This window comes from Staphylococcus nepalensis (genome assembly GCF_002442935.1).
GTDB lineage: Bacteria > Bacillota > Bacilli > Staphylococcales > Staphylococcaceae > Staphylococcus > Staphylococcus nepalensis.
Genome location: NZ_CP017466.1, coordinates 1,457,934 through 1,483,267, shown reverse-complemented (window position 1 = coordinate 1,483,267; position 25,334 = coordinate 1,457,934). Strand labels below are relative to the sequence as shown.

Below are 25,334 nucleotides of genomic sequence, written 5' to 3'. Positions count from 1 at the left end.
TTCATCTTTTCTATTATAAAGCATTCTTTCTTAATTTTGAACTAAATATTTTAAGCAGACTGAACCGTGAGTAAAAACAAATAAATCTAATAGAGACCGAAACATAAATAATGTTTCGGTCTTGTATTTCATATTGGTAGTAGAAAACTAGAATGGTAAAGCGCTTGTGCCAAACTATTTTCACAAAAATATTAATATAAGGAAAATCAACTCGCCTACAATTTATACAAAAAATAATTTTTATATAAATGTTAAGCTAGAAATAATCAAAAGGGTCAGTGTTTAATTTAGATGGCTTAATTCCAAATGAAACGTGGCTAAATTTAAGCCAATCTTGCAATAATTGGCTTAAACCATCTTTCATTACATATTCACTATAATGATTAATATCTAATAAATTGATGCCGGCGATTTTTGCGTCTAGCGCATCATGGTGTTTAATATCTCCAGTAATAAATATATCTGCGCCTTGTTGTGCTGCATTGTATTCAAATCCAATTCCAGAACCGCCAATAATTGCAACTGTTTTAATTGTATCTTCTAAATTTCCAATAAATCTAACGCTAGGCATGGCTAACTTTGTTTTCACATGATTCACGAAATCACGGACGTTCATTTCTGTGTTAAGTTTACCCATCATTCCCAAACCATAATCTGCTTGCTTTTCTAATTTTATAAAATCAAAGACAGGTGTTTCATAAGGATGGTTTTCAATAATTAATTGCTCAGCAAGTACTCTTTGATGCGCTTCTATCATAAATTCTAATTTAAATTCATTAACTTCTTCAATTTTATCTATTGAACCAATATGTGGCTTAGCATCACCTGTGGGTTTAAATTGCCCGTTGCCTAGGCTTTCGAAGAAACAATATGCATAATTTCCTTCTTGAGCTAAACCAGCATCACTTAAAGTTTCTTTAAATGATTTAAGATTTGATTCAGGGATAAAAACTTGTACTTTATAGTAATTTAAAGTTTCTGGATTTAAAACACGTTGATGATTTAGTTGAAGTTTATCTGCTAACATTGCGTTAACGCCTTTGGAATAAACATCTAAATTGGTATGTAAGGCGATTAAATTAATATCATTTTTTATTAATTTACGTAATATAGCTCCATAACCATCTTGATCAATAATATTTTTTATTCCTTTAAAAATAAGGGGATGATGGCAGATAATCGTATTATAATTATGGTTGATTGCCTCATCTACAACTTCATCGGTACAATCTAACGCTGTTAAGATTCCAGTTATTTCAGAAAATTCATCACCAATTAGTAATCCTACGTTATCCCATGATTCTGCTGTTTTCAAGGGTGCGTTTTGATTTATAACTTGAAGTAACTTTTTAACATTCATTTACAACACCTCATTAATTAAGTTGATTTCATTGTTAATTTCTATTAATCGATTATTATGTTTATGATGATCGAGATGGCTTTTAATTTTATTAAGCGACGCGCATTCATGTTCCCATTTTTTGAAGAATAAGTCGGTCTTATTTTTCAAAAGTATTGGGCCGAATTTTATCTCTGACTCTGAAAGTTTCTGTTTAGTTTCAGAATAATCAGCAACAATAATTTCATAAATATGACCTTTTTCTTCTAAAATGGCTTCTTCCACAATTACATAATTCATGTGTATGAGCAAGCGCCTGATCGCACTTGACTGTATATTACTTTGTAAAATAAGTCTCGGGTGAGAGGTCAATTTTGCTTGTCCATTTTTAATGATTTTTGCTATTAAGGGGCCGCCCATGCCACAAATTGTAACACAATTAATCTGCTCGTTAGGGTTTAGCACTGATAAGCCATCACCAAGTCTAACATCGATGTAGGGACTTAATTTATGCTCTATGACATTTTTTACTGAAGCTTCAAATGGCCCCTTTATTACTTCTCCTGCAATTGCTTTTTTAACCAAATTATTTTCAAGAGCATAAATAGGTAGATAAGCGTGGTCTGAGCCGATATCTGCTAATGTTTCTCCTGTTATATAAGTACTCACTTTTTTTAATCTTTGATTTAATGTAACCATAAAAGCGCTCCTCTATATATATGTAAAAAGCTCTTTTGCACATCAAGGTACAAAAGAGCTGAAAAATTAATCCATAAAGTCTTTTAGACGTTTACTTCTACTTGGGTGTCTTAATTTTCTTAATGCTTTGGCTTCTATCTGACGAATTCGTTCTCTTGTAACACCAAAAACTTTACCTACTTCTTCTAAAGTACGCGTTCTACCATCATCAAGGCCAAAACGTAAACGTAATACATTTTCTTCTCTATCAGTTAATGTATCTAAAACGTCTTCCAATTGTTCTTTTAATAATTCGTAAGCAGCATGATCTGAAGGGCTTTGAGCTTCTTGATCTTCTATAAAATCACCTAAATGACTATCGTCTTCTTCGCCAATTGGGGTTTCTAATGAAACAGGCTCTTGAGCTATTTTTAATATTTCTCTTACTTTTTCAGGTGGTAAATCCATTTCTTCACCAATTTCTTCTGGTGCTGGATCACGTCCTAAATCTTGTAATAATTGTCTTTGGACACGAATTAATTTATTGATCGTTTCTACCATATGCACTGGAATACGAATCGTACGAGCTTGGTCAGCTATAGCACGTGTGATTGCTTGACGTATCCACCAAGTTGCGTAAGTTGAAAATTTAAATCCTTTATTGAAATCGAATTTTTCTACCGCTTTAATTAATCCCATATTACCTTCTTGGATTAAATCTAAGAAAAGCATGCCACGTCCAACATATCTTTTAGCTATACTTACAACTAGACGTAAGTTTGCTTCTGCCAATCTAGACTTAGCAACTTCATCACCTTGTTCAATTCTTTTAGCCAATTCAATTTCTTCTTGTGCGTTTAATAAATCAACGCGCCCAATTTCTTTAAGATACATACGTACAGGGTCATTAATTTTAACACCTGGAGGTGCACTTAAATCATTAGGGTTCAACTTCGAATCTTTATCTGAACTATCTTTCTCATTTACTAAACTGATATCATTATCAGTTAATTGGTCAAATAGTTCATCCATTTGATCAGAATCCATCTCGAAATTTTGTAATTTCTCTGCAATTTCTTCGTGGCTTAGATGCCCTTCTTTTTTACCTTTTTCAATTAATCGTTTTTTTACATCTTCTAAAGTTAGAGATGGGTCAATGGTTTGCTTTTTAAGTGTAACTTTATTTCCAGACATGAAAAGGCCTCCCGAATATAATATCAACTTAGCATCGTGATATTTTGATAGATGAACTTATTATTATCTACCCACTATCTATACGATTTATGCAAGTTGTTAAACCCAATAATATACAGATATATTCATTGTTAAGTTAATTCATTCTATTTTTATTATAGTCTACAATTTTTTCTAGGTAATATTTTTGCAACTCTAAATCACCTAATCTAGAAGCCTCCCGTAGCTTATGATTAAGCGATTCAATCGTTTCTTCGTTTCTATTTGTTATTAGCATGTTTAAATAATCATCGATTTCATGTTCGTAAGGTTCTTCATTTATCATATAATTATCCAATGATATAAATGCTTCTTTAATTTCATTATTATCGATATATTGTAAAACGTCACTAATATTGAACGTATCGTTCCCAGAATAAAACTCATGTAAAACATTAAATATACGCTTAAAATAATGATTTGTAAAGTCTTCTGAGTAAAGTAATTTATGATAATTTAAAAAAGTGTCTTTATCATTCATAAAATGTTTTAATAAAGCGCGCTCTGCTTTTTCTTGTTTATTTAAATTAGTGAATTGCGGGACACTAGGCGTTTGGTAAGACTGTGGTTGATAATAATCTTGTCGTTGTCCTATTTCAATATTTAAACTATCCATGCTTACTTTAAACAATTCTGATACGTCTTGCAATATCTTTTTGCGTAAAATAGATGACTGCATCAAAGAAATGTCATGCGTAATTTCTTTTAAATATTTCTCGTAAGCTAAATCATTATTTTCTATTTCCTCTTGGTGCATATGCACTTTATATAGTATAAATGCTTTTTTTTCATGTTCGACGTAATAGTTAAAAGCATCGGCACCGTGTTTACCAATGTATTCATCTGGATCCATGTTTTTTGGTAATTGTACAACAAACACATTAAACCCTTGCTGTAACAAAATTTGACCGGATTTCAAAGTAGCTTCACTACCAGCAAAATCACCATCAAACATCAGCGTCACATTAGAGGTTAGTTTTTTCATAAACGCTATATGCTCTTGAGAAATCTGTGTTCCCATACTAGCCACTACTTGTTTTAAACCTGCGTAATCCGCTTTTATAACGTCCATAAACCCTTCTAGTAAAATAATTTCATCATTTTTTCGAATGGCTTTTCTAGCATGATCAACGTTGTATAGTAATCTTCTTTTTTGAAATATAGGTGTTTCTGGGCTATTAAGGTATTTAGGTTCTTGATCTGTATAAGTCCGACCAGAATAACCAACAGTTCGTCCTTGTGCATTTGTTAATGGAAACATAATTCTATCTCTAAACCGATCATAATAACTAAAGTTTTCTTCATTTCTTGAAAGTAAACCAGCTTCATAAGCTAACTGAATATCGTATCCTTTTTTCTGTAAAAAATCATGACAAAAGTGAGCATTGTTTGGGGCATACCCTATTTTTCGTCCATCTATGAGCTCATCAGTGAAACCACGCTCTTTTAAATAGGTTAAAGCCGCTTCACCCTCAACTGTTTTTTTTAATGCATAGTGATAATATTCTTGCATTAATTCATGCATTTCAATCATTTGTAAATCTTCTGAAGCAATTTGGTGATTTGCATTTTGACCAGCAGATTGCTGTGGCGTTTCAATTTCAATATTGACGCGTTCACCTAGTAACTTTACCGCTTCAGTAAAAGAAACATCTTTGATTTCTTGCGTAAATTGGAAAACATTCCCACCTTTTTTACAGCCAAAACAATGGCATATTTGTTTATCTTCAGAAACAGTAAATGAAGGTGTTTTTTCATCATGAAAAGGACACAAACCAATATAATTGCGTCCTCTTTTTTCTAATTTGACATATTCACTTACCAAGTCAAGTATATCCGTTTTATCTTTTATTTCATTAATCGTTGCTTGTTCAATTCGCAAAATTATCACCTATTAGACAGTAGTTATAACATTATATTAGTTTTGGCTAATTTAAGAAACTATTTTGCTCAATGATGCTTATAATATCGTTAGCAGTTTCTTCGATAGCTTTATCAGAAACATCTATGACTGGACAACCAATTTTTTCAACTAATTCATGAAAATAATTTAATTCTTCTTCGATTCTTTGTTCTGTTGCGTATCTCGCACTATCGCCTAGCCCGAGTTGCTTTAACCGTTCTTTACGAATGCGGTTTAACTTGTCTTCACTAATTTTTAAAGCGATACACTTTGAAGCATCAATATTAAATAAATCATCTGGAGGCGTCACTTCAGGGACAATTGGAATATTCATCACTTTATAACTTTTGTGAGCTAGATATTGTGATAATGGCGTTTTTGAAGTTCGAGATATACCTAATAGTACAATATCGGCTTTAGCCAAACCTTTGGGATCTTTTCCGTCATCATATTTTACTGCAAATTCAATTGCATCAATTTTTTTAAAATAAGCCTCATCTAATTGATGAACAAGTCCTGGTTCAAAATAGGGTTGTTCATCTATTTTATCTAATAATATATTCATTAAAGGTCCCATAATATCAACCGATTTAATTTGAAATTCTTTAATTTTTGATTCCATATATTTCCTTATTTCTGGTTTAACTAGTGTATAAACCACTATCGCTTCAGTATCTTTAGCGACTGAAATGACTTCATCGACATTTTCTAAAGCTTCTATATATGGATATCTGTTAATTTCACTTTCACATTGATTTGGATTAAATTGTGAAATACAGGCTCTTGCTACTAGTTCAGCAGTTTCACCTACTGAATCAGAAGCAACAATAATTTTAATATTTTCCATTTAATTCATACCACCTATTCATTTAGTAAAGATACAAAAATTTTTGTAATCGTTGTTTTAGAGATACGTCCTTTCACTTCATACTTGCCGTTTTCTTTTTTAATAACAATTGGTAAGGAATCAATTTCTTTTTCAATCATCAAGTTTGCTGCGAATATCACTCGCTCGTCTTCAAGGACAAAACTTAAATTAGGCATGCGTGTCATGATAATATCTACAGGCATGGTATGTATATCTTTACCTATCATCGAAGCACGTAATAAATCTTTACGCGAACATACCCCCATAAAATCTCCGTTATCATTTATGACAAATAATGTACTAACATCTTCTAAGAAGATTGTGCAAATCGCATCGTAAACTGACATCTCGTTTTTTACTACTACAGGGTGTGACGCGTAATCTTTAACAATATATTGTTTTAATTGATCAGCGATTAATTTATTCTTGGGTTTTCCAGAATAGTAGTAGCCTACACGTGGGCGCGCTTCTAAAATGCCAGACATTGTAAGTATAGCTAAATCTGGTCTCAATGTTGCTCTAGTAAGACTTAGTTGTTCCGCTATATGTTCACCAGTAATAGGTCCATTATTTTTGACAATTTCAACGATTTGTTGTTGTCTTTTACTCAGTTCTATAAGACTTCACCCCTTCACTCATTACCTATAATTATACATTGAATCATAAATTGCTACAAATACATATATTTACTTGCTAATAATCAACCAATACATTAAAATTGTATTTAAAGCGAGTTAAGGTTGGTGAGAGCTTAACAAAATTATTGGCTACAATTTTAAATGACTTTCAAAAGCGAGTGCACACACTAATTTGGGTGGAACCGCGGGTTAATAATGATTTATTAAAAAAACACATATTACATATGTGATTAAAAATGATTAACTCGTCCCAAGACATTGATTAAGTTTTTAAGCTTTTTCTTTGTCTTGGGGCGTTTTTATGTTAAAAGGAGTGTATTTTTTATGGCAAAAGATATGGAAACAATAGTACAGTTAGCAAAACACAGGGGGTTTGTATTCCCAGGTAGTGATATTTATGGTGGTTTATCAAATACATGGGATTACGGCCCATTAGGTGTTGAATTAAAAAATAATATTAAAAAAGCATGGTGGCAAAAATTTATTACGCAATCACCGTACAACGTTGGGATTGACGCCGCAATTCTTATGAATCCTAAAACTTGGGAAGCTTCTGGCCATTTAGGTAACTTTAACGATCCAATGATTGATAACAAAGACAGTAAAATTCGTTACCGTGCCGATAAAATCATTGAAGATTACATGGCTAATGAAAAAGGCGATGAAAATTTTGTAGCTGATGGTTTAAGTTTTGATGAAATGAAACGTATTATCGATGAAGAAGGCATCGTGTGTCCTGTAAGTGGAACTGCTAATTGGACAGATATTCGTCAATTTAATTTAATGTTTAAAACTTTCCAAGGCGTTACAGAAGATTCAACGAATGAAATTTTCTTACGTCCTGAAACTGCACAAGGTATTTTCGTAAATTACAAAAATGTACAACGTACGATGCGTAAAAAATTACCATTTGGTATTGGTCAAGTTGGTAAATCCTTCCGTAACGAAATTACGCCAGGTAACTTTATCTTTAGAACACGCGAATTTGAGCAGATGGAATTAGAATTTTTCTGTAAACCAGGTGAAGAAATCGAATGGCAAAATTACTGGAAAACTTTTGCTAGTCAATGGTTAAAAGATTTAAACTTAAGTGAAGAAGCAACACGTTTACGTGATCATGATGCAGACGAATTATCTCACTATTCAAATGCCACAACTGATATTGAATACCGTTTCCCATTTGGTTGGGGAGAACTCTGGGGTATTGCAAGCCGTACAGATTATGATTTGAAACAACATAGTGAGCATTCTGGTGAAGACTTCCAGTATCATGATCAAGAGACTGGTGAAAAATATTTACCATACTGTATCGAACCTTCGCTTGGCGCTGATCGTGTAACTCTAGCATTCCTTTGTGATGCTTATGCAGAAGAAGGTGTTGAAGGCAGTAAAGATTCAAGAACTGTATTACATTTCCACCCTGCGTTAGCACCTTATAAAGCGGCAGTATTACCTTTAAGCAAAAAGCTATCAGGTGATGCAATTAAAATATTTGAACAATTAAGTGCAAACTTCTCAATTGATTTTGATGAGTCACAATCAATTGGTAAACGTTATCGTCGTCAAGACGAGATTGGTACACCGTATTGTATTACTTTTGACTTTGATTCATTAGAAGACCAACAAGTAACTGTACGTGATAGAGATACAATGGAACAAGTACGTATGCCAATTGCTGAATTAGAAAGTTTCTTAGCTGAAAAAGTTAAATTTTAATGCTTTACAATATAAACGCTAATTCACTCATTTTAGTTTAATTAGCAAAAAAGCCGAGACATACATAATGTCTCGGCTTTAAATATGGCATAGGACTGGATGAATCAAACTTACGTAGTCATTAATAGTATTTGCGTTGTCAGTACAGGATAGGAATCATTTAAAAAATGCTTTTTCTATCCTGTTTTTGTATTTAATTTGGGTTATCTAATCTTCGCAATTGGTTAATAAGCTTTTGACTTTTAAAATACATACCAGCATACTCACTATATAACATAATCATCAATTGTGACATCTCATCTACAATATCGTGATGAATTGTCAATGCATTCATTTTACTTATAGGTAATTTTTGTAAAATATCTAATAAGTAAAGTGTTTTATTAGAAAGTATTAAAGCGTTCGTGTCTTGATATTTTGCATGATTTGATATCGCGCCATCAAATTTAAAGCTATAGCCAATCAACTTAGATTGATCACGATCTCCAGTAATGACACATTGATTAAAAACTGCATTAAATCCAAATGTTGTCATACACTTGATAAGTACGACAACTGACATCAATTGCGCAGACACACCATCTTTAATTTTATCTAGTACAAAATGTAGTAGTTTATAGCTAAATTGAGATATTTCATCATTTTCAATTGAACGATCTATGGTTTCAGCACATAGACTAGCATAGCTACTTTCATAAATATCTAAGCGTAGATGATAATTTTGTTCAATAACATCCACAGAACTTAAAGTCCCCATACCTTTCCATTTAGAATAAATAAACAAGCCAAATACAAATAATTGTGTATTAGCTTGTAAACCACTCTTGCTTTTTTTTGCGCGACGTACCATTAGTGGGACTTTTGCACCGTATTCATTTAAAATTGTGATAATTTTATCGGATTCGCCATAATCAACTGTTTTTATAATGATACCTTTTTGTTTGATTAACACATTAGCTCACCGACTCCCGAATTAATCTTGATCTTCTAAATAACCCATTTGACGAATAAAATTAACTTTATTACGCCAATCTCTTTGAACTTTTACCCACAGTTCTAAATAAACTTTTGAACCTAGCAATCTTTCAATATCTTGACGTGCGCGTTTACCTACTTCTTTAAGTTTTTTGCCACCTTTACCTATGACAATACCTTTTTGTGAGTCACGTTCAACAAAAATAGTAGCTTCAATTCTTACTCGATCTTCATCTTCTTTAATCATGCGGTCAACATTTACTCCGATAGCATGCGGAATTTCTTCACTTGTAAGATGTAATATTTTCTCACGTATTAACTCACTTACTACAAATTGTTCAGGATGATCAGATATCTGATCATCTGGATAGTATTTAGGCCCAGCAGGTAAATAAGATTTAATTACGTCAATAAAATGTTCTACATTGAGACCTTCTAATGCTGAAATAGGCACGACTTCAGTGAAATCCATATGTTTTTTATACTTCTCAATTTTAGGCATGAGTTCATCTGGGTGTACTAAATCAATTTTATTTAATACTAAAAACACAGGGGTTTTAACTGTCTTCAACATTTCCATAATATATTCATCGCCACGGCCAATATCTTCATTGACGTTGACCATAAACATAATGGCATCAATTTCTGATAGTGTATTGGTAGCAACACGCATCATATAATCGCCTAATTTATGTTTCGGTTTGTGTATGCCAGGTGTGTCTAAGAAAATAATTTGCGCATCTTCTTGAGTCATAACACCTTGTATTTTATTTCTTGTCGTTTGTGCTTTATCAGACATGATTGCAATTTTATGTCCGATAACACGATTGACGAATGTAGACTTTCCTACATTGGGTCTACCTATTATTGTTACAAATCCTGATTTATGTTCTGTCATTAATTTAAATCCTTTCCAGAAAATCCTAATGGTAGTAAATCACTTACTGTTGATTGAATCATATCCTCTTTATGATTCGTCATATAAACTGGCATATCGTCATCACAAAGTTCCTTTAATACTTGCCTGCAGGCACCACAAGGGGAAGAAGGTTCATCAGTATCCACTGTTACCGTGATAGATTCAAAATCACCAGGACGATATCCATCTGCAATTGCCGCAACAAGACTTGATCTTTCCGCACAAATACCTAAAGGATAGGCAGCGTTCTCTACATTCCCACCGCGGTATGTTTTACCGTCTTTTGTAATCAAATATGCGCCAACTTTAAATTGACTATATGGGGCATATGCATTCTCTTGTGCTTTTCTTACTTCAGTATAATAATGAGGTTGGTAAGCCATAGTTCATCTCTCCTATTCAAAGATTAATTTTTTTAATAGTTATTAAAACCATTTAAATTTAATGCTATCTTAGTATATACAAATTGCAAAAAATGCACTACTTATTTTATTAAATATGGTAAAAAAACAATAACCCCAATTGCTAACGCTACAATCGAAGCAAGTACTACACTAGAAGCTGCTGTATCTTTAGCTTTTTTGGCTAATTCATGATAATCCTTTGTAATTAAATCTACTACAAATTCGACTGCAGTATTCATTGCTTCAAATGCTAACACTAAACCAATAGCAATAATAATCAAAAGCCATTCAATAGCGGTTATACCTAATATAAGTCCTAATATAATTGCAATAATCGCAAATATAGAATGGATTAAAAATTTACTATCTTTACTAAAGAGTACAAATAATCCTTGAAAAGCATAATTGAATCGTTTCATAACTGCCTCTATTCTCTTGGTAAACCATATGCATTTAAGATTTCATCTTGACGACCGAACATTTGCTTCTCATCAGTTTCAGTCATATGATCGTAACCTAATAAATGAAGAAATCCGTGAAGTGCAAGGAAACCAAGTTCTCTATCAAAAGAATGCCCGAATGTCTCTGCTTGTTCTCGTGCGACATCTGTACATATGATAATGTCACCCAACACACGTGGAATATCTAAGCCGATGATTTCAGGTTCTTCTTCTTCTAATGCAAATGAAATCACATCTGTTACTTTATCTTTATCACGATACATTTTATTCATTTGTTGAATTTCTTCTTTATCTACAAAAGTTACAGATAACTCTGCTTCACTATCTATGCCTTCTTGTTCTTTTGCAAATGTGAGTAGTTTATCAATTTGCTCGAACCAACTATTATCAACTAATCCTGTATGGTCATTAAAATCTATTGTAAACATTTACTCTTCTCCCTCATAACGATCGATTATTTTACTTACAAGTGGATGACGGACAACATCGCTTTGATCTAAATGATGAATACTTAAACCTTTAACGTTTTGAAGTTTAGCAATCGCTTCTTTAAGACCACTTTTAACGCCTTTGGGTAAATCAATTTGTGTTTTATCACCTGTAACTACCATTTTCGAACCGAAACCTAATCTCGTTAAGAACATTTTCATTTGGGCATGCGTTGTATTTTGTGCTTCATCTAAAATGACAAACGCATCATCCAGTGTTCTTCCTCTCATATAAGCTAGTGGCGCTATTTCGATAATACCGCGTTCGATAAATCTAGCAGTTTGCTCTCGACCTAAGACGGTATTTAAACCATCATAAAGTGGGCGTAAATAAGGATCAACCTTTTCTTTTAAATCTCCGGGTAAGAAGCCTAATGATTCACCCGCTTCAACTGCTGGTCTCGTTAAAACGATACGTTTAACATTGCCTTTTCGTAATTGTTTAGCTGCATAAACCACCGCTAAAAAAGTTTTACCTGTACCGGCAGGCCCAACACCAAACACTAAATCGTTATGATACATGGCATTGACGTATAATCTTTGTCCCATTGTTTTAGCACGGATTATTTTGCCGAATGCGTCTTTAGTAATTTCATCTTCATATAAATCTAATAAGTATTGAACCGTGCCGTTTTTAGCCATTTTAACAGCAGCTTCTACATCTTTAAGTGATATAGTAACACCTTGTTGTATCACTTTTAATAAATTGATAAGCACTGATTCTGCTTGTTCTACATGCTCAACTTTTTCACCTCTTACAGCTATTTCTTGTCCTCGAGCATGTACTATGACATCAAATCCTTCTTCTATTGATTTAAGATTTTCATCGTTATTACCGATGAGTGCTTGTGCTTCATTGATGTCATCTATTTGAATAATTCCAGGCATATAGTTACTCCTTTACAAATATATTCGTTTCTTTTATTTTATCCTATTAGATTTTAAGTTACAAAAATTAATTATTATGCTAGAAATGAGTTATACAATATTTGATAAGTAACCATGTAAATAAACCATTTCGCATCTTCACTGCTATTATAGCATGAAATATTCATATATTATTTTAAAGTGAATTAAAAATTAATCGTAATTGTTAAATTTTGGTTGTAATCATACAAATAAATCTATTTTTCAAATAAACATTCATTTTAACCCACCTAGAGAAATGGACTAGATTTGACATTAAATGAATATAAATGTATTCCTTATTTAGATAACAACTACACATTTTAAGGGTTCCTAAAATATGGACCCAAGTATAAAGATACCAACTCATTTTCAAATCAAAATTCAAAGCAAAAGTAAAAACATCTTATAAAGTCAAAATTTCTAACTTTATAAGATGTTTATTCGAAAAACTATAGTTTTTTAGGTCTTTCCAATACTTCAGACCAAATGATACCATTAACCACTTCATCTTCTGCAAACCTATACTGGGCATTCGTGCCAGAACTTTGAACTGAATGGGCATTCATTAATTGTTTTAAGCGGTAACGTTTTGTTCTTTCTGATAAATATTTATCAGAAATAATAGCACGTGCTTGTTTCTCAGTTCGTTGTATCTTATTTTCAGTTTCACGATCGATTTCATTACGCACATTTTGTATTCTACCCATTAACTCATCTTCAAGCTCTTTTTGAATTTTGTCATCTTGTTGTTTTTGCTCACCTTTTAATTTATCTGCTTCAGTTTCTCTATGGTTCTGTGTCGATGGGCTATCTTGTTGGGTGGTTTGATTTTCCATCTTCTCAGCACGGGTTTCAACAGGTTTGTCTTGTTGTGGCGAACGTTTTTCTTCTGAAAATGGCCCTTCATTTAATTGTTTTTCAAGATCTGAAAAAGTTTTACCGATTTCTTCAAGAAAACCGCGTTTCTTAGGTTGAGCTTCAGATTGATTAGGTTGCTTATTGATTGGTGGCTTTTGGTTTTTGCGCTTTTTATGACTATCATCATTAATAGCACCAATTATTGTAAAAATGACAGATACTACAAAGATAATAATACCTATATTCATTTAATCACCCCTATTTATTGTTCCGGTGATTCATCATCTTCTTGTTTAGTTCGTTGGTTAATTGAGTTTCTCATACCAGTGTCTGCTTCTACATTTTTAAGGTTATAATAATCTTTGACACCAAGATTTCCTGAACGTAATGCTTCTGCCATAGCTAATGGTACTTCAGCTTCAGCTTCAACAACTTTAGAACGCATTTCTTGAACTTTCGCTTTCATTTCTTGTTCTTGAGCAACAGCCATTGCTCTACGTTCTTCTGCTTTAGCTTGTGCGATATTTTTATCAGCAAGCGCTTGTTCAGTTTGTAAATCTGCACCAATGTTCTTGCTAATATCTACGTCTGCAATGTCAATTGATAAAATTTCAAATGCTGTACCAGAATCTAGTCCTTTACTTAAAACTGTTTTAGAGATGTTGTCTGGATTTTCAAGTACTTGTGTATGATGTTCGCTTGAACCGATTGTCGATACAATACCTTCACCCACACGTGCGATGATTGTTTCTTCACCAGCACCACCAACTAATCTAGCAATATTAGCACGCACAGTAATTCTTGCTTTTGCTTTAACTTCAATACCATTCATCGCAACACCAGCTATAAATGGTGTTTCAATCACTTTTGGATTTACGGACATTTGAACTGCTTCTAAAACATCACGGCCCGCTAAGTCAATAGCTGCGCCACGTTCGAATGGTAAATTGATATCCGCCCTTTGAGCTGCGATATTCGCATCAACTACACGATCAACATTACCACCAGCTAAATAGTGTGATTCAAGTTGATTTGTTGTTAAGTTCAACCCTGCTTTATGCGCTTTGATTAACGGGGCGATAACTTTACGAGGAGAAACTCTACGTAGTCTCATACCCACCAATGTACCAATTCCCACTTTAACACCTGCAGCGATTGCTGAAATCCACAATCCTACTGGTACAAATGAAAATAATAATAATAATGCAATTACGACGATAACTGCTATAATTAATACTCCGATCATACTAATTCTCCTTTATGATTCGATTTCTCTAACAACCACGCGTGTACCTTCTACTTCAAGAATAGTCACTTTTTTATTTCGCAATATAAAAGAACCATCTGAAACTGCATCAATACGCTCATTGTTGTAAGTAATTATTCCTGCTGGTCTTAAATCCGTTGATGTTGTTGCAATTTCTCCAACTAAATGAGAGCGATCTTCGTGTGATGTATAACCTGCTTCTGCATTTGTAGAATCCTTCAATACAACTTTATCTAAAAACGGAATTTTGCGTTTGAAAAACTTCACAAGTATCACCCATTCTATGATTGATAATATTAAAGCTACGACAACGCTAGCAATCATATAAACTAAATTGTCGCCTAAAGTAATAATACTAAAAACAATTAGTGCCATTCCTATAATTCCAATAATTGCACCAACTACAAATAATTCTATGATTACAAATATAACACCAATACCAAATAGTACAACGGAATAGAAATTGACATCCCCTTTTATAAAGAATCCTAAAAAGAAAATGAATAACGCTAATGTGGATATAATACCAACAATATTTATCCTATTTGAGTATAATTGGTACAAGAATCCTAAAAAGATAATACAAGTTAATATCAAAGCACCTATTGGGCTAACAATAAAATCAGAAATACTGTCTACCCAAGTTCCATTTTCAACAAGTTTGGATGAAACGTTTGTATGTATGCTACTCATCGAAGGAATCAATTTATCACCTCGCTCTCCATTTAATTATACATGAAATGAATATATGATTATAGCGTTTACACAATAAAATTCAAATTATTATAAATAAATTGTTTGGAGTTTAATTTCTATTGTAATTTAGAATAAATTGCTTTTAAATAGCTTCAATATAAAAAAATAATAGCCTTAGCTGAAAACTACAACTAAGGCTATTATGGTTTATAATTAATGTTGGTGTTGAGGGAGTCAACGAAACAATTAATTATTTGAATTTACGTTTACGTGCAGCTTCTGATTTCTTTTTACGTTTAACGCTAGGTTTTTCGTAAAATTCACGTTTACGTACTTCTTGAATTGTACCGCTTTTAGAAACCGTACGTTTGAAACGACGTAACGCATCTTCAAGTGATTCGTTCTTTTTGACTACTGTTTTAGACATGTGTATTTCCCTCCCTCCAAATATCAACGAAACTTTATAATCATTACACGGTAATTACCATGTATTTATTAGTATAATATATCTGATTAATGTGGTCAATTACTAAAATTCCAATTTCTTGATTCATTTTACACTACTACTGCAAATCCATGCTTTTGCAGTAGTTATACTTCAAAATACTATTAAACTTACATGTTAGATGTAAGACACATGAATACGCCACAAGGGTAGAAATGAGAGTGAAACAGAATCGTGTCCCATCAGAAATATGACATAGGCAATGATTAATTGACATGGAAATATGCGCTAATATCAAACTTATAAAGTCCTACTCATAAAGAGTAATAGCGTTTACACACTAGACAAAACACAAGCCACACACTTGGCTTAAGTTCATTCTCATCCAGGAATAATTCAGAAATATTTAATATCTCTCTGTCACTCATCCATTATGATGTTGTTACCACATGTTCAGTAGTATTAGTTGCATGGCTCACTACTCTAAGTACCTCACCTTTATTAATTGGATAATCAGGTTGAATAATCTTAACTTTTACTAGTTCGCCAATCAATGATTCGTCGCCTTCAAATTCGACTTTCATATAATTATCTGCAAAGCCTACCAACGTCCCAGGTGTGCTACCAGCTTCTTCTGGTATCACTTCGAGCACTTCATGGTTAAATTTAGAAGCATAAGCCTTAGCAAGCTGATCACTTAAATTAATTAGACGATGAACACGCTCGTTTTTAATATTTTCATCTACTTGATTATCCATTCTTGCAGCTGGCGTGCCGATTCTTGAAGAATAAGGGAAGACGTGTAATTCTGAAAATTGATGATCTACGATAAAATCATAAGTTTCTTGGAATTCTTCTTCAGTTTCACCTGGGAAACCAACAATAACATCACTTGTAACGGCTAATCCAGGTAACGCTTCATGTAAACGCGTTAAACGTTCTGAAAAATGCGCCATCGTATACTTTCTTCTCATTCTTTTTAAAACAGAATCTGAACCAGATTGTAATGGTATATGAAGATGACGAACAACCTTTTCTGATCGTTCAATTACACTGATAACTTCATCTGTTAGCTGACTAGCTTCAATTGATGAAATTCTAATTCTTTCTAAGCCGTTTACTGTTTCTAAGTCTCGTAATAATTGGGCTAAATTATAATCTTTCAAATCTTGACCGTATCCACCAGTATGAATACCAGTTAAAACAATTTCTTTGTAACCCGAATCAACAAGCTTTATTGCTTGTTCAATTACTTTTTCCGGATCTCTTGAACGCATTAACCCACGAGCCCATGGAATAATACAAAATGTACAGAAGTTATTGCAGCCTTCCTGTATTTTTAATGATGCACGTGTTCTATCCGTAAAATAAGGTACTTCTAGCTCTTCATATGTACGATTTTTCATGATGTTTCCTACACCGTTAATCGGTTGTCTTTCTTTTTTAAATGCTTCAATATACCCAATCAGTTTTGTTCGGTCTTGTGTTCCAACTACCACATCTACACCAGGAATTTCCATTATTTCTGCAGAAGATGTTTGTGCGTAACAACCAGTGACGCAAACTACTGCTTCCGGGTTTTGTCTAATAGCCCGTCTAATCACTTGTCTACTTTTTTTATCACCCGTATTTGTTACAGTACACGTATTAATAACAAACACATCAGCGTTTGTTTCAAAATCAACACGTTCGTAATCTGCTTCTTTAAATAATTGCCAAATTGCTTCAGTCTCATAGTGATTCACTTTACAACCTAATGTATGAAATGCAACTGTTGACATAAATATCACCCCAATAAATCTTTTTGAAAGCTTACCGCACTTAAAGTATATAAAGGTGCTGTTTCAGCTCTTAATATTCTAGGACCAAGACCAATCTGATATGCTGAATTTTCAAATAACTTAATTTCTTCTTCAGCAAAACCGCCTTCTGGTCCGAAAATGATTAATACGCGATCACCAGGTTTAAATCTCTGAACAACTGCTTTAAAATTACTTAATTCCCCACACTTAGCAGATTCTTCATAGGCAATCAATACATAATCATATTCATCAATAATACCATAGATTTCTTTTAAATTCGACTTGTACTCTATTTCTGGGATGATTAATCGATAACTTTGTTCAGCAGCCTCTTTTATAATTTTTTGCCAACGTTCTAATTTCTTTGTTATTTTACTATCGTTTAGTTTTACAACTGACCTTTGCATACCTACAGCAATAAATTGACTTGCTCCTAATTCTGTAGATTTTTGGATCATCCATTCATATTTATCAGCCTTAATTAACCCACTACAGAGTGTTATATGTTGTGGCAGTTCTGTATTTATATCAACTGCTTCAATTAAATTTATTCCAATACGATTTGGCTCTATCACTTCAATTTGACATTTATAAACTTTTTGATCTGCAAAAGTAATTATAATCTTATCGTTTTTTTGATATCGCATTACATTAGTGATGTGGTGAATATCATTTGAATCTGTAATAAAAAAACGCTGATGTATATCAGCGTTTTGGTCAATAAAATATCTCTGCATTGCTTATTCGCTCACTTTCTGTCCAACGATACATACCCAACCGTTGTCATGATTAATAGAATTGATTTTAAAACCTATGCGCTTCATTTGATTTAAAATTGCTTCATGTTTCTCAACAATAATACCTGAAGTTATAAAATAACCCTCTTTATTTAACGTATTATAAGCATCTTCTATCATTTCTTCAATAATATGAGCTAGAATATTAGCAATAACGACATCAAATTTTTCTGTTTCTTCTGTGAGTAAATTTCCCGGCACAGCCTCAATCGCTGCTTCGCAATGATTTTTTTCAAAATTTTCTTTTGCTACTTTAATTGCCATTTCATCAACATCTAAAGCTTTGATACGTTTTACGCCTAATAAATGAGATGCAATGCTTAATATACCTGAACCTGTTCCAACATCAATCACTGAATCCTCTGGTTTAACAAATTTCTCAATCGCTTTTAGACACATACTTGTAGTAGGATGATCACCTGTACCAAAAGCCATTCCAGGGTCTAATTCAATACACATTTCGTTTGCGTCTTCTTTTTGGTACGTTTCCCAACTTGGGACAATTGTAAATTTTTCAGAAGCTCGAAATGGGTGAAAATAATTTTTCCATTCATTTTCCCAATCATGTTCTTGAATCGTTTGTTGTTCATATTCAAACAATTTAGCATCTAATACTTCAATACTTTTTATTTTACGAATTAATTTATGTTCAAAATCTTGAGTATATTTAATTTCATTAAAATATGCTTTAACTCTAACACCATTAGCTGGATAATCTTCAGGATTTAATTCATAAATCTCACCAAATTTGTCTGTCAGTCCATTTTGAAGATCTTGAGAATCTTCAATTACAACGCCATTTGATCCGAATTCTTCCAAAATATTGGAAATGATTGGTACTGCTTGATGATTTGCAGTGATTGAAATTTCGGTCCAGTTCATATTTTATTCTCCTTTAAAGAATCTTTTTGCTTTATCTTTAAAATTTGAAGGTTGTTCACTTAATGATTCACCATCAATTTCAGCAAATTCTCGTAATAATTCTTTTTGGCGTTCATTAATTTTAGTTGGTGTAACTACTTTCACATTAACGAACAAGTCACCATAGCCATAACCATGAACATTTTTGATACCTTTTTCTTTAAGCCGGAATTGTTTTCCAGACTGCGTACCAGCAGGTATTGCTAACATAACATGTCCTTTTAATGTAGGCACCTTCACTTCATCACCAAGCGTTGCTTGCGCGATACTAATACTTTGTAAGAAATAGATATCATCGCCATCTCTTTCAAAAGTTTCTGAAGGTTTAACTCTAAATACAATGTATAAATCACCTTGCGGTCCACCGTTTTCTCCTGGTGCACCTTCGCCAGCTAATCTAATTTGTTGCTCATTGTCTACACCTTCAGGTACAGTCACGTTAATTTTAACTGTTTTATTTTCAGTTCCTTTACCATGGCAAGTTGGACAAGGTTCTTCAAATTCTTGACCTGAACCGCTACATACTGGACAAACTTTTTCAGTTCTCACTCGACCTAAAATAGTATTTTGTTCAACTGCTACATGGCCCGAACCATTACAATAGTGACATGTTTTCTTTTTAGTTCCTGGTTTAGCACCTTCGCCATCACAAGTGTGACAAGTTACGTCTTTACGTATGGAAATCTCTTTATCTGTACCAAACACAGCTTCTTCAAACGTTACCGTCATTGTGTACTGTAGGTCATCACCTTTTCTAGGAGCATTCGGGTCACGTTGACGTCCGCCTCCAAAGAATGAGCTGAATATATCTTCGAAGCCGCCGCCGAAACCACCAAAATCTTGACCGCCAAATCCTTGGCCACCAAAACCACCTTGTGGTCCGTCATGACCAAATTGGTCGTAATTGGCACGTTTGTTTTCATCACTTAAAACTTCATAAGCTTCTGATATTTCTTTGAATTTTGCATCTGCGCCTTCTTCTTTATTAATATCTGGATGATATTTTTTTGATAATTTACGGTAAGCCTTTTTTATTTCATCTTTAGAAGCGTCTTTACTAACACCTAAGACTTCATAATAATCTCTTTTGGCCACTTTTATCTCTCCTTTTACATTTTATTAAATCACTTATTAAAAAGGAAAAAGTCAAAGCCAATGTTCAATTGACTTTGACTTAATTTGGCTAAGCAATTGTGTCATATTTTACTATCAATAACAATTAATTAGATAATGACTAAACTTATTTTTTGTCGTCTTGGTTATCATCATCGTTTACTTCTGTGAAATCAGCGTCTTCAACATTGCTATCATTTGAATCACTTGCTTGTTCTCCTTGTGCTTGTTGTTGCGCTTGAGCAGCTTGTTCGTAAACTTTAGCAGATAAATCTTGAACTACTTTTTCTAACTCTTCTTTTTTAGCTTTAATGTCGTCCATATCTTCGCCTTCAAGAGCAGATTTTAGAGCTTCTTTTTTCTCTTCTGCATTATTTTTATCTTCTTCGCTGATATTTTCACCTAAGTCAGTGATTGTTTTTTCAACTTGGAATACTAAGCTGTCTGCTTCGTTTCTTAAATCACTTTCTTCACGACGTTTTTTGTCTGCTTCTTCATTTTCTTCAGCATCTTTAACCATACGATCAATTTCTTCATCTGAAAGTGAAGAGCTTGATTGAATTGTAATGTTTTGTTCTTTATTTGTACCTAAATCTTTTGCAGTAACATTTACAATACCGTTTTTATCAATATCGAAAGTTACTTCAATTTGAGGTACGCCACGTGGAGCTGGTGGAATATCAGTTAATTGGAATCTGCCAAGAGTTTTGTTGTCAGAAGCCATTGGACGTTCACCTTGTAACACATGGATATCAACTGCTGGTTGATTGTCTGCTGCTGTTGAATAAACTTGTGATTTAGATGTTGGGATTGTTGTATTTCTTTCGATAAGCGTATTCATACGTCCACCCATAATTTCAATACCTAATGATAATGGTGTCACATCTAATAGCACTACGTCTTTAACATCGCCTGTGATAACGCCACCTTGAATTGCAGCACCCATTGCTACTACTTCGTCTGGGTTAACACCTTTATGAGGATCTTTGCCTACTTCTTTTTTTACAGCTTCTTGAACTGCTGGAATTCTTGTTGAACCACCAACTAAAATAACTTCGTCAATATCAGAACTTGATAAACCAGCATCTTTCATAGCTTGACGAGTTGGATCCATTGTTCTTCTAATTAATGAATCAGATAATTCTTCAAATTTAGAACGTGTTAAGCTTAATTCTAAGTGTAACGGGCCACTTTCGCCAGCAGAAATAAATGGTAGGGAAATTTGTGTTTGAGATACACCTGACAAGTCTTTTTTAGCTTTTTCTGCAGCGTCTTTTAGACGTTGTAATGCCATTTTATCTTGAGATAAATCCACACCATTTTCTTTTTTGAATTCTGCAACTAAATAGTCGATAATAACTTGGTCAAAGTCATCCCCACCTAATTTATTATCGCCTGCTGTAGAAAGTACTTCAAACACACCATCGCCTAATTCAAGGATAGATACGTCAAAAGTACCCCCACCAAGGTCAAAGACTAAAACTTTTTGATCTTGTTCAGTTTTGTCTAAACCATAAGCTAAAGCTGCTGCTGTTGGTTCGTTAATGATACGTTCAACTTCTAAACCAGCAATTTTACCAGCATCTTTTGTTGCTTGACGTTCACTGTCATTAAAGTATGCAGGCACAGTAATAACTGCTTTTTCAACTTTTTCACCCAAATAATCTTCAGCTGTACCTTTTAAGTTTTGTAAAACCATAGCTGAAATTTCTTGAGGTGTGTATGATTTACCTTCCACGTCAACTTTATAATCTGTACCCATATGACGTTTAATAGATTGGATTGTATTAGGGTTTGTGATTGCTTGACGTTTAGCAACTTCACCTACTTGTGTTTCATCATTTTTAAATGCAACAACAGATGGTGTTGTTCTTGCGCCTTCAGGGTTTTGAACTACTTTAGGTTCGTCACCTTCTAAGATTGCTACACATGAATTTGTTGTACCTAAGTCAATACCTATTACTTTACTCATAAATAATTTCCTCCTGTTTGTTTAAAAATTTGGTGTTTTCATCAATAAAAATTATTGATTTACTTTAACCATTGAAGGTCTTAATACTCGATCCTTCAACTTGTAACCAGTTTGTAATTCCTGCGTGATTTCTCCTGATTCAAAATCTGGGTTGTCATCTTGAACTACAGCTTGGTGTACATTCGGATCAAATTGTTGACCTTCAGCTTCAATTTTTTCTAAACCGTTGTTTTTTAGGGCGCTCAATAAGCTTTCATAAACCATATCTACACCTTTTTGTAGTGATTTAAATTGCTCATCTTCGCCTTCAATTTGTAAAGCACGTTCAATATTATCTATAGTAGGTAAAATATCATTTAAAACATCTTGTGCTTTATATTCTTTCATCGTTTGATTTTCTTTTTGGATTCTACGCTTGTAATTTTCAAATTCAGCATACAATCTCAAATATTTTTCTTCTTGTTCTTGAACATTGTTTTTTAACTGTTGAATTTCTTCATCTTTAGGATCGATTTCTGTTTCAGTTTCTTCAGAATTCTCCTCCTGCAGATTTTCTTGTGGTTCATCTGTCGTTTCCTCAGTATCTTCAACTGAAGTAATTTGGTCTTCGCTAGATTCTTGTTGCATATCTTCAGTTTTTTCGTTTTCTTCGAATACTGATTCATTTTTTTCTGCCATTGTCTGCCCTCCAATACAATTCTTAATTACCAAATCGTATTTAGTAATCGTATTACATTCTGATAATTCATTGCTGTTGGTCCGATAACAGCGATTTGACCTTTAAGTCTATCGTCAATGTGATATTGCGTTGTGACGATAGAAATGTCACTTAAACTTGATTCAATTTCGTGTCCAATCTTAACATTTATTGATGAATTTGACATTTCATCAAGCAACTGAGTAATCTTATTTGATTCGATATACTGCAATATAGGTTGAATAGATGCCACGTTTGATTCATTTAACGCATCAATTAGTTTAACCTTTCCACCCATATAAATGCCATTACTTTGATTATCAAAATGAACTTCTATAGTATCTAGCATATCTTTTATAAAATCTTTTTCAAAGTCTGATTTTACAAAAGCATTAAGTTCATTTTCAAAGCGCTGGTTGTTTAATTCATTATAGGTCGCAGTCACAAAGTTAGCTATATTCGTCAATTCATCACTCGATAAGGGCACCTTAGATACCAAATGCAAATTTTCCACATGACCTGAAGTAAAAACAACAACCATAATGACCAAATAAGCATTTGCTCGAATCAAGTGAATGTTATTAATAATATCTTTTTTGTGATTTGGACGCATTACCAACGTTGTATATTGAGAAGCGATTGAAAGTTCATTTGCAAATTCGCTCAAAGCTGAGGAAATATCATAATGGTTTTCCACCAACAATTCTCTTAAACGTTGCATTTTTTTGTGTCGATGATGAGATGTTTGCTGCAATAATTGATTCACATAGTATCTGATGCCTGACTCTGATGGAGAACGTCCTGATGAAGTATGTGTTTTCTCTATTAAACGAAGTTCTTCTAGTTGTTTCATCTCATTTCTAATAGTAGCAGGACTAACATTTAATTTATGTCGTTCAATCAGTGTTTTTGAACCAATTGGTTGACCTAAATCAACATAATCTTCAACAATTGCATTTAAAATGCTCAATTGCCTATCACTAATCATGTTATTCACCTCATTAGCACTCTTCTGTTTCAAGTGCTAATTATAATTTATCAAATTGGTCAAAGTAAGTCAACGTTAAAGGCTCAGTTTTTCAAAAAAATTAAACATTTAATAAAAATGATTCAAACACTAGATTCCCTATTACCTTTCCTCTTTCTGTCAATGAGATATACCCACCATTATCGAGAATAAGTTCACGTTGAAGTAAATCTTGTATTGCTTCACTATATACATCGTCCACCGTTTTATTAAATTTTTGATAAAAACGTTCTCGGCTAACACCTTGGTTCATTCTTAATCCTAGAAACATTTCTTCTTCCATTTGTTCATTTTCTGTAGGGTAAGTTGAATCTAGGATAGGTCTTTCATTATTTTGTATTTTTTTAATATAATGGTTTACTGGGTTTACATTATTATAACGTTCTCCATTAACATAACCGCTCGCTCCTGCGCCAAATCCGTAATATCCTTCGTTTTTCCAATAAACTTTATTATGTTCAGATTCGTGTCCTGCTTTACCAAAGTTTGAAATTTCATATTGATGCAATTCAGATTGGTTCATTCTATTTAATAAATACTCATACATTTCTTCCCCGATATCTTCATTTGGAATTTTTAACTGTCCCTTGCGATACATATTATAAAACTGTGTTTTAGGCTCTAAAATCAACCCGTAACTAGAAATATGATCAATGCCCATAGATAGCGCTTTTTCTAAACTATCTTTAAAGTCTTCTAAAGTTTGTTTTGGTAAGTGATACATTAAATCTAAACTTATTGAAGGAATACCAACTTTTCTAGCATTAGTTACCGCATTATAGATATCTTCAGTTTGATGTGATCTACCTAAAATTTCTAGTAATTCAGGTTTAAATGTTTGAACACCCATAGAAAGTCTATTAACACCATAATCTTTCAGAAGTTGAACTTTATCTAGCGTCAATTCGTCTGGATTAGCTTCAAAACTAAATTCACCTTTAATCTCAAATATATCAGTGATAGCGACTAATAGTTTTTCTAACTGCTCATGTGACAATGCAGTAGGCGTTCCCCCGCCAACAAAAACTGTATCTAATGTTCTAACTTCACTTTGGTTCATTTCCGTAATCAAACAATCTAAGTATTGGTCGACTGGCTGGTTTTGTATAAAGTATTTATTGAAATCGCAATAAGTACAAATTCTCACACAGAAAGGGATATGAATATATGCGCTTTTCACTTCCATTTTGCGATTACCTTCTTTCATA

25 protein-coding genes are annotated in these 25,334 nt (G+C 33.2%); 1 reads left to right on the top strand and 24 read right to left on the bottom strand.

What is annotated here, in order from left to right; all coding sequences use genetic code 11:
• Positions 1–256: 256 nt before the first annotated feature.
• From BJG89_RS06990 to BJG89_RS06965, 6 genes are all read right to left on the bottom strand, one after another.
• The gene (locus tag BJG89_RS06990; RefSeq protein WP_096809471.1) at positions 257–1,360 is read right to left on the bottom strand and encodes a Nif3-like dinuclear metal center hexameric protein; all 1,104 of its coding nucleotides are present in this window, start codon (positions 1,358–1,360) and stop codon (positions 257–259) included.
• On the bottom strand, positions 1,361–2,038 hold the full coding sequence (locus BJG89_RS06985) for a tRNA (adenine(22)-N(1))-methyltransferase (protein WP_096809468.1): 678 nt from the start codon (positions 2,036–2,038) through the stop codon (positions 1,361–1,363).
• A gap of 66 nt (positions 2,039–2,104) precedes the next feature.
• Positions 2,105–3,211 (bottom strand): RNA polymerase sigma factor RpoD, encoded by a 1,107-nt coding sequence (gene rpoD, locus BJG89_RS06980; protein WP_096809465.1) that lies wholly within the window; start codon positions 3,209–3,211, stop codon positions 2,105–2,107.
• Between the two features lie 136 nt (positions 3,212–3,347).
• Positions 3,348–5,132: a DNA primase gene (dnaG, locus tag BJG89_RS06975; RefSeq protein WP_096809462.1), complete on the bottom strand. Its 1,785-nt coding sequence runs from the start codon at positions 5,130–5,132 to the stop codon at positions 3,348–3,350.
• 46 nt (positions 5,133–5,178) lie between these two features.
• The gene (locus BJG89_RS06970) at positions 5,179–6,000 is read right to left on the bottom strand and encodes a pyruvate, water dikinase regulatory protein (protein WP_096809459.1); all 822 of its coding nucleotides are present in this window, start codon (positions 5,998–6,000) and stop codon (positions 5,179–5,181) included.
• 14 nt (positions 6,001–6,014) lie between these two features.
• Positions 6,015–6,638 (bottom strand): transcriptional regulator CcpN, encoded by a 624-nt coding sequence (locus BJG89_RS06965; protein WP_096809455.1) that lies wholly within the window; start codon positions 6,636–6,638, stop codon positions 6,015–6,017.
• Between the two features lie 345 nt (positions 6,639–6,983).
• Between BJG89_RS06965 and BJG89_RS06960 the strand changes: the two genes are divergently transcribed.
• Entirely contained in the window at positions 6,984–8,375 is a 1,392-nt protein-coding gene (locus BJG89_RS06960) for a glycine--tRNA ligase (protein WP_096809453.1), read from the top strand.
• Positions 8,376–8,568: 193 nt separating this feature from the next.
• Here the strand turns inward: BJG89_RS06960 and recO are convergent, their stop codons facing one another.
• The 18 genes from recO to hemW form a co-directional block, all read right to left on the bottom strand.
• Positions 8,569–9,327 carry a DNA repair protein RecO gene (recO, locus tag BJG89_RS06955; RefSeq protein ID WP_096809450.1) on the bottom strand — a complete coding sequence of 253 codons (759 nt, stop codon included), beginning with the start codon at positions 9,325–9,327 and terminating at the stop codon, positions 8,569–8,571.
• 21 nt (positions 9,328–9,348) lie between these two features.
• Positions 9,349–10,248, bottom strand: coding sequence for a GTPase Era (gene era / locus BJG89_RS06950; protein ID WP_096809448.1), 900 nt, complete (start codon positions 10,246–10,248; stop codon positions 9,349–9,351).
• Positions 10,248–10,652, bottom strand: coding sequence for a cytidine deaminase (cdd, locus tag BJG89_RS06945; RefSeq protein WP_096809445.1), 405 nt, complete (start codon positions 10,650–10,652; stop codon positions 10,248–10,250). The genes era and cdd overlap by 1 nt, the downstream gene beginning before the upstream one ends.
• Positions 10,653–10,753: 101 nt before the next feature.
• Complete coding sequence (locus BJG89_RS06940; RefSeq protein ID WP_096809443.1) at positions 10,754–11,092, bottom strand: diacylglycerol kinase family protein; 339 nt, start codon at positions 11,090–11,092, stop codon at positions 10,754–10,756.
• An 8-nt stretch (positions 11,093–11,100) separates the two neighbouring features.
• A complete protein-coding gene (gene ybeY, locus BJG89_RS06935; protein WP_096809440.1) occupies positions 11,101–11,562 on the bottom strand; it encodes an rRNA maturation RNase YbeY in 462 nt (153 codons plus the stop codon).
• Positions 11,563–12,510 (bottom strand): PhoH family protein, encoded by a 948-nt coding sequence (locus BJG89_RS06930; protein ID WP_096809439.1) that lies wholly within the window; start codon positions 12,508–12,510, stop codon positions 11,563–11,565.
• A gap of 470 nt (positions 12,511–12,980) precedes the next feature.
• Positions 12,981–13,637, bottom strand: a complete 657-nt coding sequence (locus tag BJG89_RS06925) for a hypothetical protein (protein ID WP_096809436.1) — start codon at positions 13,635–13,637, stop codon at positions 12,981–12,983.
• Between the two features lie 14 nt (positions 13,638–13,651).
• A complete protein-coding gene (floA, locus tag BJG89_RS06920; protein WP_170006877.1) occupies positions 13,652–14,635 on the bottom strand; it encodes a flotillin-like protein FloA in 984 nt (327 codons plus the stop codon).
• Positions 14,636–14,647: 12 nt separating this feature from the next.
• The gene (locus BJG89_RS06915) at positions 14,648–15,349 is read right to left on the bottom strand and encodes an NfeD family protein (protein WP_096809432.1); all 702 of its coding nucleotides are present in this window, start codon (positions 15,347–15,349) and stop codon (positions 14,648–14,650) included.
• Positions 15,350–15,602: 253 nt separating this feature from the next.
• On the bottom strand, positions 15,603–15,779 hold the full coding sequence (gene rpsU, locus BJG89_RS06910) for a 30S ribosomal protein S21 (protein ID WP_002483157.1): 177 nt from the start codon (positions 15,777–15,779) through the stop codon (positions 15,603–15,605).
• Between the two features lie 449 nt (positions 15,780–16,228).
• The gene (gene mtaB, locus BJG89_RS06905; protein ID WP_096809428.1) at positions 16,229–17,578 is read right to left on the bottom strand and encodes a tRNA (N(6)-L-threonylcarbamoyladenosine(37)-C(2))-methylthiotransferase MtaB; all 1,350 of its coding nucleotides are present in this window, start codon (positions 17,576–17,578) and stop codon (positions 16,229–16,231) included.
• Between the two features lie 5 nt (positions 17,579–17,583).
• The gene (locus BJG89_RS06900) at positions 17,584–18,336 is read right to left on the bottom strand and encodes a 16S rRNA (uracil(1498)-N(3))-methyltransferase (protein ID WP_096809426.1); all 753 of its coding nucleotides are present in this window, start codon (positions 18,334–18,336) and stop codon (positions 17,584–17,586) included.
• A gap of 3 nt (positions 18,337–18,339) precedes the next feature.
• Positions 18,340–19,278 carry a 50S ribosomal protein L11 methyltransferase gene (prmA, locus tag BJG89_RS06895; RefSeq protein ID WP_096809424.1) on the bottom strand — a complete coding sequence of 313 codons (939 nt, stop codon included), beginning with the start codon at positions 19,276–19,278 and terminating at the stop codon, positions 18,340–18,342.
• 3 nt (positions 19,279–19,281) lie between these two features.
• A complete protein-coding gene (gene dnaJ / locus BJG89_RS06890) occupies positions 19,282–20,412 on the bottom strand; it encodes a molecular chaperone DnaJ (RefSeq protein ID WP_096809421.1) in 1,131 nt (376 codons plus the stop codon).
• A gap of 145 nt (positions 20,413–20,557) precedes the next feature.
• The gene (dnaK, locus tag BJG89_RS06885; RefSeq protein ID WP_096809418.1) at positions 20,558–22,402 is read right to left on the bottom strand and encodes a molecular chaperone DnaK; all 1,845 of its coding nucleotides are present in this window, start codon (positions 22,400–22,402) and stop codon (positions 20,558–20,560) included.
• A 51-nt stretch (positions 22,403–22,453) separates the two neighbouring features.
• The gene (grpE, locus tag BJG89_RS06880; RefSeq protein WP_096809415.1) at positions 22,454–23,080 is read right to left on the bottom strand and encodes a nucleotide exchange factor GrpE; all 627 of its coding nucleotides are present in this window, start codon (positions 23,078–23,080) and stop codon (positions 22,454–22,456) included.
• Between the two features lie 26 nt (positions 23,081–23,106).
• The gene (gene hrcA / locus BJG89_RS06875) at positions 23,107–24,087 is read right to left on the bottom strand and encodes a heat-inducible transcriptional repressor HrcA (protein WP_096809412.1); all 981 of its coding nucleotides are present in this window, start codon (positions 24,085–24,087) and stop codon (positions 23,107–23,109) included.
• 100 nt (positions 24,088–24,187) lie between these two features.
• Positions 24,188–25,312 (bottom strand): radical SAM family heme chaperone HemW, encoded by a 1,125-nt coding sequence (hemW, locus tag BJG89_RS06870; RefSeq protein ID WP_096809410.1) that lies wholly within the window; start codon positions 25,310–25,312, stop codon positions 24,188–24,190.
• Positions 25,313–25,334: the final 22 nt, after the last annotated feature.

Bases quoted from the DNA above. Each gene is read 5' to 3' on its own strand.
- BJG89_RS06990 (WP_096809471.1), bottom strand. From the start codon at position 1,360: ATGAATGTTAAAAAGTTACTTCAAGTTATAAATCAAAACGCACCCTTG.
- BJG89_RS06985 (WP_096809468.1), bottom strand. From the start codon at position 2,038: ATGGTTACATTAAATCAAAGATTAAAAAAAGTGAGTACTTATATAACA.
- rpoD (WP_096809465.1), bottom strand. From the start codon at position 3,211: ATGTCTGGAAATAAAGTTACACTTAAAAAGCAAACCATTGACCCATCT.
- BJG89_RS06970 (WP_096809459.1), bottom strand. From the start codon at position 6,000: ATGGAAAATATTAAAATTATTGTTGCTTCTGATTCAGTAGGTGAAACT.
- BJG89_RS06960 (WP_096809453.1), top strand. From the start codon at position 6,984: ATGGCAAAAGATATGGAAACAATAGTACAGTTAGCAAAACACAGGGGG.
- era (WP_096809448.1), bottom strand. From the start codon at position 10,248: ATGACAGAACATAAATCAGGATTTGTAACAATAATAGGTAGACCCAAT.
- cdd (WP_096809445.1), bottom strand. From the start codon at position 10,652: ATGGCTTACCAACCTCATTATTATACTGAAGTAAGAAAAGCACAAGAG.
- BJG89_RS06940 (WP_096809443.1), bottom strand. From the start codon at position 11,092: ATGAAACGATTCAATTATGCTTTTCAAGGATTATTTGTACTCTTTAGT.
- ybeY (WP_096809440.1), bottom strand. From the start codon at position 11,562: ATGTTTACAATAGATTTTAATGACCATACAGGATTAGTTGATAATAGT.
- BJG89_RS06930 (WP_096809439.1), bottom strand. From the start codon at position 12,510: ATGCCTGGAATTATTCAAATAGATGACATCAATGAAGCACAAGCACTC.
- BJG89_RS06925 (WP_096809436.1), bottom strand. From the start codon at position 13,637: ATGAATATAGGTATTATTATCTTTGTAGTATCTGTCATTTTTACAATA.
- floA (WP_170006877.1), bottom strand. From the start codon at position 14,635: ATGATCGGAGTATTAATTATAGCAGTTATCGTCGTAATTGCATTATTA.
- BJG89_RS06915 (WP_096809432.1), bottom strand. From the start codon at position 15,349: ATGAGTAGCATACATACAAACGTTTCATCCAAACTTGTTGAAAATGGA.
- rpsU (WP_002483157.1), bottom strand. From the start codon at position 15,779: ATGTCTAAAACAGTAGTCAAAAAGAACGAATCACTTGAAGATGCGTTA.
- mtaB (WP_096809428.1), bottom strand. From the start codon at position 17,578: ATGTCAACAGTTGCATTTCATACATTAGGTTGTAAAGTGAATCACTAT.
- BJG89_RS06900 (WP_096809426.1), bottom strand. From the start codon at position 18,336: ATGCAGAGATATTTTATTGACCAAAACGCTGATATACATCAGCGTTTT.
- prmA (WP_096809424.1), bottom strand. From the start codon at position 19,278: ATGAACTGGACCGAAATTTCAATCACTGCAAATCATCAAGCAGTACCA.
- dnaK (WP_096809418.1), bottom strand. From the start codon at position 22,402: ATGAGTAAAGTAATAGGTATTGACTTAGGTACAACAAATTCATGTGTA.
- grpE (WP_096809415.1), bottom strand. From the start codon at position 23,080: ATGGCAGAAAAAAATGAATCAGTATTCGAAGAAAACGAAAAAACTGAA.
- hrcA (WP_096809412.1), bottom strand. From the start codon at position 24,087: ATGATTAGTGATAGGCAATTGAGCATTTTAAATGCAATTGTTGAAGAT.
- hemW (WP_096809410.1), bottom strand. From the start codon at position 25,312: ATGGAAGTGAAAAGCGCATATATTCATATCCCTTTCTGTGTGAGAATT.